12 protein-coding genes are annotated in these 12,840 nt (G+C 58.9%); 2 read left to right on the top strand and 10 right to left on the bottom strand.

The features are described 5' to 3' along the window. Positions 1 to 57 precede the first annotated feature (57 nt). The 10 genes from BLU76_RS29890 to BLU76_RS29845 form a co-directional block, all read right to left on the bottom strand. Positions 58 to 2,019 carry a DUF7844 domain-containing protein gene (locus BLU76_RS29890; RefSeq protein WP_092225700.1) on the bottom strand — a complete coding sequence of 654 codons (1,962 nt, stop codon included), beginning with the start codon at positions 2,017 to 2,019 and terminating at the stop codon, positions 58 to 60. Then, complete coding sequence (locus BLU76_RS29885; protein WP_003187020.1) at positions 2,016 to 2,336, bottom strand: DUF2388 domain-containing protein; 321 nt, start codon at positions 2,334 to 2,336, stop codon at positions 2,016 to 2,018. The genes BLU76_RS29890 and BLU76_RS29885 overlap by 4 nt, the downstream gene beginning before the upstream one ends. 27 nt (positions 2,337 to 2,363) lie before the next feature. Then, positions 2,364 to 2,672 carry a DUF2388 domain-containing protein gene (locus BLU76_RS29880; RefSeq protein ID WP_063323531.1) on the bottom strand — a complete coding sequence of 103 codons (309 nt, stop codon included), beginning with the start codon at positions 2,670 to 2,672 and terminating at the stop codon, positions 2,364 to 2,366. Positions 2,673 to 2,778: 106 nt separating this feature from the next. Next, the gene (locus BLU76_RS29875) at positions 2,779 to 3,096 is read right to left on the bottom strand and encodes a DUF2388 domain-containing protein (RefSeq protein ID WP_003196441.1); all 318 of its coding nucleotides are present in this window, start codon (positions 3,094 to 3,096) and stop codon (positions 2,779 to 2,781) included. A 345-nt stretch (positions 3,097 to 3,441) separates the two neighbouring features. Then, positions 3,442 to 3,657 (bottom strand): DUF1127 domain-containing protein, encoded by a 216-nt coding sequence (locus BLU76_RS29870; RefSeq protein ID WP_003187014.1) that lies wholly within the window; start codon positions 3,655 to 3,657, stop codon positions 3,442 to 3,444. Between the two features lie 319 nt (positions 3,658 to 3,976). Next, the gene (locus tag BLU76_RS29865; RefSeq protein WP_003196443.1) at positions 3,977 to 5,470 is read right to left on the bottom strand and encodes an acetyl-CoA hydrolase/transferase family protein; all 1,494 of its coding nucleotides are present in this window, start codon (positions 5,468 to 5,470) and stop codon (positions 3,977 to 3,979) included. Between the two features lie 199 nt (positions 5,471 to 5,669). After that, positions 5,670 to 7,106, bottom strand: a complete 1,437-nt coding sequence (locus BLU76_RS29860) for an NAD(P)(+) transhydrogenase (Re/Si-specific) subunit beta (protein ID WP_063323529.1) — start codon at positions 7,104 to 7,106, stop codon at positions 5,670 to 5,672. Continuing rightward, on the bottom strand, positions 7,106 to 7,429 hold the full coding sequence (locus BLU76_RS29855; protein WP_003187010.1) for an NAD(P) transhydrogenase subunit alpha part 2: 324 nt from the start codon (positions 7,427 to 7,429) through the stop codon (positions 7,106 to 7,108). Before BLU76_RS29855 ends, BLU76_RS29860 begins: the two co-directional genes overlap by 1 nt. Positions 7,430 to 7,444: 15 nt before the next feature. Next, positions 7,445 to 8,566, bottom strand: coding sequence for a Re/Si-specific NAD(P)(+) transhydrogenase subunit alpha (locus BLU76_RS29850; protein ID WP_092225698.1), 1,122 nt, complete (start codon positions 8,564 to 8,566; stop codon positions 7,445 to 7,447). A gap of 431 nt (positions 8,567 to 8,997) precedes the next feature. Then, a complete protein-coding gene (locus BLU76_RS29845; protein WP_063323528.1) occupies positions 8,998 to 9,897 on the bottom strand; it encodes a LysR family transcriptional regulator in 900 nt (299 codons plus the stop codon). A gap of 156 nt (positions 9,898 to 10,053) precedes the next feature. Between BLU76_RS29845 and BLU76_RS29840 the strand changes: the two genes are divergently transcribed. Beyond that, entirely contained in the window at positions 10,054 to 11,235 is a 1,182-nt protein-coding gene (locus tag BLU76_RS29840) for an acyl-CoA dehydrogenase (protein WP_014335919.1), read from the top strand. A gap of 13 nt (positions 11,236 to 11,248) precedes the next feature. Beyond that, positions 11,249 to 12,469: a CaiB/BaiF CoA transferase family protein gene (locus tag BLU76_RS29835; protein ID WP_092150697.1), complete on the top strand. Its 1,221-nt coding sequence runs from the start codon at positions 11,249 to 11,251 to the stop codon at positions 12,467 to 12,469. The last annotated feature ends 371 nt before the right edge of the window (positions 12,470 to 12,840 follow it).

Below are 12,840 nucleotides of genomic sequence, written 5' to 3'. Positions count from 1 at the left end.
AAGGGGTTCAGAGCTTGGTTCTGAACCCCTTTTTGTTATTGCTTCAAGCAGTGCTCGTCAGGGCAATTCCAACCCGCCCCCGGCCTTGTGCAGTTTGCGCAAATGCTCGCCAATCGCTTTCACATTGGCCTCGCTGGCAGCAATTTCAGCGGCGCGACTCGGCTCAAGCAATGCCCGGACTTCCTTGTCCAGGTCGCCTGTCAGCGTTTGAAGCTGTTTCTGACGCAAGCTGCTTTCCGATTCCAAGCGTTGCCACTCGCTGGGTTGTGGCAAGCCGTAGCCGCTGCTGCCCAGCAGTTCGGCCGGACGGCTCAGGAAGCCGCTGTTGGCGAGGATCTGCTGCAGCGTCGCGTTAGCCCTTTCCATTCCGCCGTTTTGCAATTCACGGGCACCGAGGTAGCGCTGTTTGACTTCATCCTGCGCCAACAACAATTGCCGGCGATAACTGGCTTGTTCCAGCAGCAACAATGCCGCGCTGGTGCGCAGGTCGGCCTGTTCGAACCAGACGCGGCGTTCGGCGGCATCCAGGGCCAGCCAGTCTTCCACCGTTTGCTGCTTGATCGGTAGATACTTTTTCAGCACATCGAACATCGCCTGGTAGCGCTCGCGGAACGAGTCGAAGCGGTAGCCCAGGCGCAAGGCTTCCTTGGGATCATCCAGCACGCTGGTATCCGCCAGGCCCCGGCCCTTGAGGACTTCCAACAAGCCGTTGGGCATGATGCTGTCCAGGCCGTTGAGCTGCGCGTTGTTGCTGCCGCTGCGCAGCAGCTTCAAGCTTTCCACTGCGCAGTTATTGGACAGGAAGTAATAGTTGCCGTCGTAGCTCCAATGCATTTCGGCGGCGTGCTCGACCGTCTCCTCGATCTCGGTGCGCGACAGGTTCAGCGGCACCGACGCCAGGCTGCGCAACTCGGTCTTGGTGTATTCATCGATCACCTGGGCCAACGGCAATATGAACAGGCGCGACGGGTATTTGCCAACCAGCCCGTCCCAACTCGATAGCTGCACATCGCCGACGAAGGCGCGGTACGACAGCACCAGGTGTTGGTCCAGATCCAGTCGGCAGTCCGGGCCACGTGGGCGACCCGGTGCGCAGATCACCAGCCGGAGCATGCTGTGGCCCCAGCGGCTCACCCAGTTCTGGTTGGCTTCGGCCAGCAGGTAATCGATGGCATAGACCCGCTCTGGATCAACTTTGCCCAGTGGGGTCTTGGCGAAGTCATTGCCGGCGTTGAGGAACGCGAACGATTGGGCGCAGGTGTCCTTGGCGGCAGGTGCCCAGCCGAAGTGTGCCTGGTAATAGCGATACAGGGCGGGGCGTCGGCAGGCGTAGCTTGGGTCGAGGAGGAAGTACTCCATGTTGACCGCGACGAACTCCTTGGAGCTGCTCGTTTCATAGAGGTCCGGGCTGCGGGCGACCTGGCGGTTGTGCTGTTCCCGCTCACCGCGCCGGCCAACGTATTGTGGCCAGCCGGCGAGGTCCAGCAAGCGAGGATCATCGCTGAGGGTGAAGCGGCGGTCGTTCTGGCCCCGGCATTCATCGGGAAGGCCGATCAAGCCGGCGCTGCTGTTGCGTCGAGTGCAACGCTGGATCAGCGTACGCTCGGCATCTGGCCATAGACGCGAGCGGTCATAAATGTGGGTCAGTTCGTGCAGGACGGTGGCGAGCATTTCCCGTCGCACGGTGCCGTGGGGGCGATGGGTCTTTTGCCTCGCGGCGCTGCCGTCGACAAGGCTGTCGAGCAGGTTGCTGTTGAGGTCCAGTTGCGACACCAGCGAGGCCTGGCCGTAGGCGTTGGCGGGCATCTGGTCGGTCCAGCCGACATCGATGCGTCGGTCCAGTCGCTCGATGAAGCGCGGCGGCAGCGCCTGCATGGCTTCATCGAGCAGCGCCTGGCTGGCCTGCTGTTGCGCCGGGCTCAGGCCTTCGACGTTGAGGTGCAGTTGCAGGCCGGCCTGGGCCAGGCTGCTCGTGAGCAGCAAGACCCCGGCCGCCAGCCAGGCGGCGAACCGCCTCACAATGCGAGGATGGCTTCGGCGAGAACTTGGTCACTGGCGTCGCGGGCTTCCGGCACGCGGGTGCGCAAGGTGTCGAAGGCGGCCTCGAGATGAGCGCCACGAATTTCACCATTGCTGGCGACAAAACTGGCCGCATCGTCGTGGGCTTCGCGGACGATTTTCGAATCACGGATGGAGGTGGTGGTGTCGGAAGTGAAATCGATCGTGCGCTGGGAAGCGCGAACGATGATGTTACTGGTGGCTACCAGGGTATGTGCCTGGGCCACATCGGCCAACACCAGCAGGCCTAGGGCGGCAGCAATCAGCGGGCTACGCATGGAACGACTCCGGAGAAATAAGGATAACTATTGGACGAGAATTGCCTGTGCCAGTTCAAGGTCGCTGACGTGAAGTTTTGGCTGGGTTCGGCGCAGGTAATCCAAGGCCGATTCCAGTTGTGCACCTCGCAGTTGCCCGTCGCTGGCGACGAATGCCGCGGCGTCATCGTGAGCGGCGACGATCAGTTTATGGTCGAAGGGCGCAGAGGTCACCATGCTCGTGGCATAGCCGCTGACCACCACTTGCTGGGTGGACACATCGAAAGCATGGGCCGGAACAGACCAGCAAAAAACTACGAAGAAAGACGCGATGAACAGATCTGAGTAAAAACGCATGGGGCTCGACGGTTGATGGCGAGCCTGAAGGCTAGCGCAAACCTGCGGGCCAGAGCCAGCGTTGAAACATCGGAACACCATTTGGCGCCCGATGTTTCATGTTGCATCAGATCACCAGGATCGCCTGGGCCAGCTGTGCATCGGTGGCGTTGAGCTGTGGTGCCTGCTGGCGGATGTAGTCCAGGGCACTTTCCAGTTTCACACCACGGATGGCGCCTTCGCTGGCCACGAAGCTGGCAGCGTCGTCACGGGCGGCTTGAACGATCTTGTTGTCACGCAGGGATGAGGTTGCATCGGAGGTCACGTCGGAGGTGGCCTTGAGTGCTCCGACGATGGAGTCGGTGGTGACGATGAAGCTGCTGGCGTTGGAGTGGGCGGCTACGGCCAGCAGGGCAACTGCGCTGAGCAGGCGGAGACGGATCATGAGGAAACTCCTTGAAGGATGAGGTGATACCGGTGCGTGTAGCTGGAAGAGGAGACGCATGCTCGACTCGCTTCGCCACGTTCGCATCGATATTAGGACAGAAAGCGTTGGCTGACAGCCCTTTGCGACGGTCATCGGCAGCATGATGCCCGCATTGGGCGCTACGGTTCAAGCTTAACTGTACTGGTATGTTTTTGGATTGTGCAAAACTGTTGTGTCTCTCAGGTCTTCCAAAAAAAAAGGGCCCGGAAACGACAAGACCCGTCGCGGTTTCCCGCGACGGGTCTTGTTTGTTCAATTCGGTGCTGGCGGTGGACCCGGTGGGTCAGGGCCAGCGACGCTGAGTTAGCGCCAGAACGGCTTGCTCAGCTCTTCGTAACGTTGTGCTTCGCTGATTCCGGCGTCAGCCAGCAGGCGCGAATCCAGACGAGCCAGTTGATGGCGGCTGGCGATGCGGCGCTGCCACAACATCAGGTTAGCGATAACGCGAAGAGGCAGGGAAGCCTGGTTTTTTTCAGCTTTGTCTTCGAAAAACAGCTCGGAACTGAGTGTACGTTCCATGGTTGACATCCTTCCGCTTGTGGCGGGATTAGGTAGTGGTTTAACTGGTGCTCATGATCCTCTCGTTTGGCCAGTCTCTCTAGATACAGTTCACCTGTATTGTGAGAGACCAGTTAACTGTTAAAGAGCGGTGTACTGGTCAATATTGAGGCAACTGTACCTGTCTGCACGTTATTGGTGCGTTTTAGGTGATTGTTTGATGTTTTGTGGGAAAAGACTGTAAGAAAACACCGGTACAGCAGTACAGTTTTTGTTGCATCAGGCTCAAGTGAGGGCCTTCAAGCAAAACTGTATTTGCGATAGCGGTGATCCAGCTGTATCAGACGGCCAACATGCGCCCGGTTTCTTCTAGGTTGACGTGCCAACTCAGTGCATCGCGCAGGATATGCGGGGTGTGCCCACCCAGGGCGCACGCTGCTTCGAAATAATCATTCAACGCTTGGCGGTAGGACGGGTGCACACAATTGTCGATGACCACTCGTGCCCGCTCCCTTGGCGCCAGGCCACGCAGGTCGGCCAGGCCGATCTCGGTCACCAGGATGTCGACATCGTGCTCGGTATGGTCCACATGGCTGACCATCGGCACGACACTGGAAATGGCGCCGCCCTTGGCAATCGACTTGGTCACGAAAATCGCCAAGTGGGCGTTGCGGGCGAAATCCCCCGAACCGCCAATGCCGTTCATCATCCGAGTGCCGCAGATGTGGGTGGAGTTGACGTTGCCGTACAGGTCGAACTCCAGCGCGGTGTTGATACCGATGATGCCCAGGCGGCGTACGACCTCGGGATGGTTGGAGATCTCCTGTGGGCGCAGGACCAGCTTGTCCTTGTACCTTTCCAGATTTCCGAATACATCGGCGTTGCGTCGACTCGACAGCGTGATAGAGCTGCCGGAGGCGAAGCTCAGCTTGCCAGCGTCGATCAAGTCAAATGTCGAGTCCTGCAGGACCTCGGAATACATGGTCAGGTCTTCGAACGGGGAATCGATCAGCCCGCACATCACGGCGTTGGCGATGTTGCCAATCCCGGCCTGCAACGGCCCGAGCTTGTTGGTCATGCGCCCGGCCGCAACTTCCTGCTTGAAGAAGTCGATCAGATGATCGGCGATGGCCTGGGTGTCGCTGTCCGGTGACGCGACGGTGGAAGGCGAGTCCCCTTGGTTGGTGATGACAATGGCGGCAATTTTTTCCGGCGGGATCGGGATGGCAGGGCTTCCAATGCGATCGTCGACCTTCACCAGGGGGATGGGGGTGCGGGTCGGGCGATAAGTCGGGATATAGATGTCGTGCAGCCCTTCCAGGTTCGGGTTGTGGGCCATGTTGATCTCGATGATCACTTGCCGGGCGAAGATGGCGAAACTGGCCGAATTACCTACCGATGTGGTCGGTACGATATGCCCTTGCTCGGTGATGGCCACCGCTTCGATCACGGCAATGTCGGGCAGCTTGAGCTGGCCGTTGCGCAGTTGTTCAACGGTTTCCGAGAGATGCTGGTCGATGAACATCACCTCGCCTGCGTTGATCGCTTTGCGCAACGTGCTGTCGACCTGGAATGGCATGCGCCGCGCCAGCACGCCGGCCTCGGTGAGTTCCTTGTCGAGGTCGTTACCCAGGCTCGCGCCCGTCATCAGGCTGATTTTCAGCGGAGTGACCTTGGCGCGCTCAGCCAGGGCGTGGGGCACTGCTTTCGCTTCTCCGGCGCGGGTAAAGCCGCTCATGCCGACGGTCATGCCGTCCTGAATCAACAAGGCTGCTTCGGCAGCACTCATCACTTTATTCAATAACGAAGGCAAGCGGATGCGATCACGGTACATAGGTTGTTATCTCGGGCTGGAAAGCAAGATGCGCAGTCTAGTGAATTCGCGCGGTGCCCGACCCGCTACAAAGGTCGCATTTAAGGCCTCTATTACGGGCGTTTCAGGCAAAACATTATTACCGGATCGGTAACGTTCGGCCTTGATACAAATCAAAACGCCCCGACGAGTCGGGGCGTTGATGGCGAAGCCGTGAGCGTTATTCCACTGCTTTGACCATGTCTTCGATGACTTTCTTGGCGTCACCGAACACCATCATGGTCTTGTCGAGATAGAACAGTTCGTTGTCCAGGCCCGCATAGCCGCTGGCCATCGAGCGCTTGTTGACAATGATGGTCTTGGCCTTGAAGGCTTCGAGGATCGGCATGCCGGCAATCGGCGATTTCGGATCGTTCTTCGCCGCCGGGTTGACCACATCGTTGGCGCCAAGCACCAGCACCACGTCGGCCTGGCCGAACTCGGAGTTGATGTCTTCCATCTCGAACACCTGGTCGTAAGGCACTTCGGCCTCGGCCAGCAAGACGTTCATGTGCCCGGGCATGCGACCAGCCACCGGGTGGATCGCGTATTTGACAGTTACGCCGTGGTGCGTCAGCTTCTCGGTCAGTTCTTTCAACGCGTGCTGCGCCCGGGCCACTGCCAGGCCGTAGCCCGGGACGATGATCACCGTGTCGGCGTTGGTCAGCAGGAAGGTCGCGTCGTCAGCCGAGCCGGATTTCACTGGGCGGGCTTCTTTGGAGCCTGCCGGGCCAGCAGCATCTGCGGTGTTGCCGAAACCGCCGAGCAACACATTGAAGAACGAACGGTTCATCGCCTTGCACATGATGTACGACAGGATCGCACCGCTCGAACCCACCAGCGAACCGGCGATGATCAGCATCGAGTTGTTCAGCGAGAAGCCAATGCCCGCTGCGGCCCAACCGGAATAACTGTTGAGCATCGAGACCACCACCGGCATGTCCGCACCGCCGATCGGGATGATGATCAGCACGCCCAGAACAAACGCCAGGGCCAGCATCAAGGCGAACGCGCCGAGGTTGCCGGTGAACATGAACATCAGGCCCAGGCCCAGCGTCGCCAGGCCCAGGATCAGGTTGAGCTTGTGCTGGCCACCAAACTGTACCGGTGCGCCCTGGAACAGGCGGAACTTGTACTTGCCCGAGAGCTTGCCGAACGCGATCACCGAACCGGAGAAGGTGATTGCACCAATGGCTGCGCCGAGGAACAGCTCCAGACGGTTACCGGCGGGGATCGAATCACCCAGCTGCTTGACGATACCCAGGGACTGCGGCTCGACGACGGCGGCGATGGCAATGAACACCGCCGCCAGGCCGATCATGCTGTGCATGAACGCCACCAGCTCCGGCATCTTGGTCATCTCGACGCGCTTGGCCATGATCGAGCCCGCGGTGCCGCCGATCAGCAGGCCGACGATGACGTAGCCGATGCCGGCAGTCGCCAGCTCAGCACCGAGCTTATAGATAAGGCCCACAGTGGTGAGCACCGCCAGCGCCATGCCGAGCATGCCGAACAGGTTGCCACGGCGAGAGGTGGTGGGGTGGGACAGGCCTTTGAGGGCCTGGATGAAGCAGATTGACGCGATCAGGTAGAGCGTCGTTACCAGGTTCATGCTCATTACTTGGGCGCCTCTTCTTTTACGGCTTTCGGGGCTTTTTTCTTGAACATCTCGAGCATGCGGCGCGTCACGAGGAAGCCACCGAAGACGTTCACCGCGGCCAGGGCCACGGCGAGGGTGCCCATGGTCTTGCCCAGAGGCGTTACGGTCAGTGCGGCAGCGAGCATGGCGCCGACGATCACGATCGCCGAAATGGCGTTGGTCACCGCCATCAACGGCGTGTGCAGTGCAGGTGTCACGTTCCAGACCACGTGGTAACCGACATAAATCGCCAGCACAAAGATGATCAGGTTGTAGATACCGGGGGAGATAAGCTCTTCCATTGTCTGAATCCCTGCTTAGGCGTTTTTACGGATGACTTGGCCGTCGCGGCACATCAGGCACGCGGCAACAATGTCGTCTTCCAGGTTCACGTCGAACTGACCTTCCTTGGTGAAGACCAGCTTCAGGAAGTCCAGCAGGTTACGGGCGTACAGCGCCGAAGCGTCGGCCGCGACTTCACCGGCCAGGTTGGTCGGGCCGCAAATGGTCACGCCATTCTCGATCACGACCTGGTCGGCCACGGTCAGCGGGCAGTTACCGCCCTGGGCTGCCGCGAGGTCGATGACCACCGAGCCAGGTTTCATCTGCGCGACGGTTTCGGCATTCAGCAGCGTCGGTGCCTTGCGGCCCGGAATCAGTGCGGTGGTGATGACGATATCCGCCTGCTTGGCGCGCTCGTGCACCGCTTGGGCCTGGCGCTGCATCCAGCTGGCCGGCATGGGCCGGGCGTAACCACCGACGCCGACGGCGCATTCACGCTCTTCGTCGGTTTCGTAAGGCACATCGACGAATTTGGCGCCGAGGGATTCGATTTGTTCCTTGACCGCCGGACGCACATCCGAAGCCTCGATCACTGCGCCCAGGCGCTTGGCGGTGGCAATCGCCTGCAACCCCGCCACGCCCGCGCCGAGAATCAGCACGCGCGCCGCTTTCACGGTGCCCGCTGCCGTCATCAGCATCGGCATGAAGCGCGGATAGTGATGAGCGGCGAGCAGCACGGCCTTGTAGCCAGCAATGTTCGCTTGAGACGACAGCACATCCAGGCTTTGGGCACGGGAGGTACGTGGCGCGGCCTCAAGGGCGAAAGCGGTAATACCGCGTTCGGCCAGCTTGGCGATGGTTTCGTTGTTGAACGGATTGAGCATGCCCACCAGAACGGTGCCGCTCTTGATCAGCGTCAGTTCGCTGTCGCTGGGGGCCACCACCTTGAGGATCAGTTCGGCCCCGAATGCATCACTGGCGCTGCCAATGGTTGCGCCCGCCGCCTCATAGGCACTGTCAATTACGCTGGCCTTGATACCGGCGCCGCTTTGGACAGTGACTTTATGGCCTTGGCCGATCAACTTCTTGATGGTTTCCGGGGTAGCAGCAACCCGTGTTTCACCCGTTTGGGTTTCGAGGGGAACACCAATGTGCACGTCAAATCTCCTGCGTGATCTTATTGAGTAAACCCAGGCACTTCGGATGGTGCGGCTGGGGCGGCCGATCAGCACGATCCCGCCAAACCAGGCGGGGCGCGGCATTTTGCAGGCGAAAATTCAGCCCTTCAAGGGATTATGACGGGTGACGGAAAATTAACTACAAGTCACCCTGTGACCGAATGTCGCAATTATCGAACGGCAGCCCTTGTGGGCCGTGCTTTCCAAGGATTCAGGTCCAAATTGACAATTTTTCCCATCGGCCAGATGAATAAGCGCTGATGCATTGCGCGATATGGCTCCAGGCCATGTATTTAGACGCTTTGGAGACTACTGCACGGGTTCGGTAACAGATTGACTGAATGCGACATAAACTTATATCTGTAGCGACCTCTGTTAGTTTACTACCTAAGTCTGTTTTCGTTTTTTTATTAATAATCAATAAGATAGCCGTTGGCTTGTTTCACGAGCCAGTCACGAAAAGCCCGAAGGGAGGCGGATTCAACCTTTCGCTCCGGAATCATCAGGTAATAAGCCTTGATGCTCGACAGCGCGTTACGGTTGGCCACGACCAGTCGTTTCTCTGCCAGTTCGCGTTGAATCAAAAAGGGCGGAATCAGCGCGATACCCATGTCGTGCATAGCCGCTTGGGCGAGCATGGAGAATAGTTCATAACGCGGCCCTGTCAGGTCTCGCGCAATATTCAGGTTCTGGGCGTTGAACCACTGGCGCCACGCATACGGGCGAGTCGTCTGCTGGAGCAAGGGCAATTCGGCGATGGCCTCTGGTGTCAGGCTCGTCCGGCCTCCCAGTAAGGTAGGGCTGCATACCGGCATCGGATTTTCGCCCATCAGCTTGTGGGATTCGGTGCCGGACCAGTCCGCATCACCAAAATAGATAGCGGCGTCAAACTCTGTGTCCGCAAAGAGAAAGGGCCGTGTGCGGTTGGTCAGGTTGACGGTGACTTCCGGATGCTGCTGCTGGAAATCCTTGAGGCGTGGTAGCAGCCATTGAGTGCCGAAAGTTGGCACCACGGCCAGTTCGATCACGTTCGCACCGGTATGCCCCATCACCGAAAGAGCGTCGCGCTCGACGGCATCCAGTTGGGTGGCAACTCGACGGCTGTAGGAAAGGCCGGCTTCGGTCAGTTTGACGCCTCGACGTGAGCGTCGGAAAAGCTCCACGCTGAGGAAGTCTTCCAGGCTGGCGATTTGTCGGCAGATAGCGCCTTGGGTAAGAGAAAGCTCGTGCGCCGCCTTGGTGAAGCTCTCATGACGTGCGGCAGCCTCGAAACTGATCAGGGCGGTGGTGCTGGGGATTTTACGGCGCATGTACACAAGCCTCACTCAATATCGACATAAACGGGGTTTATGGCGTTTACGGAGTGAGAAATTAGCACAAGATAGTGCGCAATCCTCGTTTGCCCTTGTAGGAAAGCGCGCCTAGGATCAATCCACGATTTTCATCTAATTGGCGAGGACTCTTTCATGGCCGGTAAAGCGAGCTTCAACTGGATCGATCCATTGTTGCTGGATCAGCAGCTCACCGAAGAAGAACGCATGATCCGCGACACTGCCGAGCAGTTCGCCCAGCAAAAGCTCGCGCCGCGGGTGCTGGAAGCGTTCCGCCATGAGAAGACCGACCCGGCGATCTTCCGCGAGATGGGTGAAGTGGGCCTGCTGGGGGCAACCATTCCTGAACAGTACGGCGGCAGTGGGCTGAACTACGTCAGCTATGGCCTGATCGCTCGCGAAGTCGAGCGCGTCGATTCCGGTTATCGCTCAATGATGAGCGTGCAGTCTTCGCTGGTCATGGTGCCGATCAATGAATTCGGTACCGAAGCGCAAAAACAGAAGTATCTGCCAAAGCTGGCGTCTGGTGAATGGATCGGTTGCTTTGGTCTGACCGAGCCGAACCATGGTTCCGACCCGGGTGCGATGATTACTCGTGCGCGCAAAGTGGAAGGCGGCTACAGCCTGACGGGTAGCAAAATGTGGATCACCAACAGTCCGATCGCCGATGTGTTTGTCGTCTGGGGTAAGGATGACGCTGGCGATATCCGCGGCTTCGTTCTCGAAAAGGGCTGGAAGGGTCTAAGTGCACCGGCTATTCATGGCAAGGTCGGCCTGCGCGCCTCCATCACTGGCGAAATCGTCATGGACAACGTATTCGTTCCGGAAGAGAACATTTTTCCCGATGTCCGCGGCCTGAAGGGCCCGTTTACCTGCCTGAACTCGGCGCGTTATGGCATCTCCTGGGGGGCTTTGGGGGCAGCTGAGTTCTGCTGGCATACCGCTCGCCAGTACACGCTGGACCGACAGCAGTTTGGGCGTCCTCTGGCTGCCAATCAGTTGATCCAGAAGAAACTGGCCGACATGCAGACCGAAATCACCCTGGCCTTGCAGGGATGCTTGCGCCTGGGGCGTATGAAAGATGAAGGCACGGCGGCGGTCGAGATCACCTCGATCATGAAGCGCAACTCCTGCGGCAAGTCCCTGGATATCGCTCGCATGGCGAGGGACATGCTGGGTGGCAACGGTATTTCCGATGAGTTCGGCATTGCTCGTCATCTCGTGAACCTGGAAGTCGTAAACACCTATGAAGGCACCCACGACGTTCATGCGCTGATCCTGGGGCGTGCGCAAACCGGTATCCAGGCGTTCTATTAATAGGAGAACGGTCATGGGCGCGCTTTCACATCTGCGGGTATTGGATTTATCGAGAGTCCTGGCCGGGCCGTGGGCCGGACAGATCCTGGCGGACCTGGGGGCTGATGTCATCAAGGTCGAGCGTCCCGGCAATGGCGACGATACGCGCGCCTGGGGGCCGCCCTTCCTTAAGGATGCCCGAGGCGAGAACACGACCGAGGCTGCTTATTATCTGTCGGCCAATCGCAACAAACAGTCGGTGACCATCGATTTCACGCGTCCAGAAGGGCAGCGGCTGGTGCGAGAGCTGGCGGCTAAGTCCGATATCCTGATCGAAAACTTCAAAGTTGGCGGGCTGGCGGCTTATGGTCTGGACTACGAGTCGCTAAAGGCGATCAATCCGCAATTGATCTATTGCTCGATCACTGGGTTTGGCCAGACGGGCCCTTATGCCAAGCGTGCCGGGTATGACTTCATGATTCAGGGGTTGGGGGGCTTGATGAGCCTGACCGGCCGCCCAGAGGGCGATGAGGGGGCGGGGCCGGTGAAGGTGGGAGTCGCGCTGACGGATATCCTCACGGGGCTGTATTCGACTGCTGCTATTTTGGCGGCGCTGGCTCATCGGGATCATGCCGGCGGCGGCCAGCACATCGATATGGCCTTGCTGGATGTCCAAGTGGCTTGCCTGGCCAATCAGGCGATGAATTACCTGACCACAGGTCATGCGCCGAAGCGGTTGGGCAATGCTCATCCGAACATCGTGCCCTATCAGGATTTTCCTACGGCCGATGGCGATTTCATCCTTACGGTGGGTAACGACGGCCAGTTCCGAAAATTCGCTGAGGTCGCAGGTCAGCCGCAGTGGGCCGACGATCCGCGTTTTGCCACAAACAAGCTGCGGGTGGCGAATCGGGCGGTGTTGATTCCGTTGATTCGCCAGGCGACGGTGTTCAAGACTACCGCCGAGTGGGTGGCTCAGTTGGAGCAGGCGGGTGTGCCGTGTGGGCCAATCAACGATCTGGCCCAGGTGTTTGCCGATCCTCAGGTGCAGGCGCGTGGATTGGCGATGGAATTGCCTCACGTATTGGCTGGGAGCGTGCCGCAGGTGGCCAGTCCGATTCGACTCTCCGAGACGCCGGTGGAATATCGCAATGCGCCCCCTTTATTAGGGGAGCATACGCTGGAGGTCTTGCAGCGAGTGTTGGGGTTGGACGAAGTCGCGGTGACGGCGTTCAGAGAGGCGGGGGTTCTATGAGTCTTCTCTTCTATATAGAGGACGATTCATAAGGGCGAAAGCAGTGGGTTTGCCAGTGTTGCGCAACTTATTGATAGAAAAGCGAAATTAAGGGTTGACGGCAGATTCTGGAAGTCTATAATTCGCCCCACTTCCGGCGCAGTCGAAACGGAAAACTCCTTGAGATTCAATGAGTTAAGTAGGTTTCGAAGGTGCGGGGCTTCAGTTCATCGAAGCCTGGAAGGAGCAGGTGGAGCGGTGTTGTTTGGCTCTATCGGCGGTTCGATCTTCTCGGTCGAAAGCGGTGAAAAAGAGGTGTTGACAGCAGCGAGTAACGCTGTAGAATTCGCCTCCCGCTAACGAGAGATCGGAAGCGCAAGTGGTTGAAGTTG

Source organism: Pseudomonas sp. NFACC08-1, assembly GCF_900106735.1.
GTDB lineage: Bacteria > Pseudomonadota > Gammaproteobacteria > Pseudomonadales > Pseudomonadaceae > Aquipseudomonas > Aquipseudomonas fluorescens_Q.
This window is presented reverse-complemented; position numbering and strand designations above follow the sequence as displayed.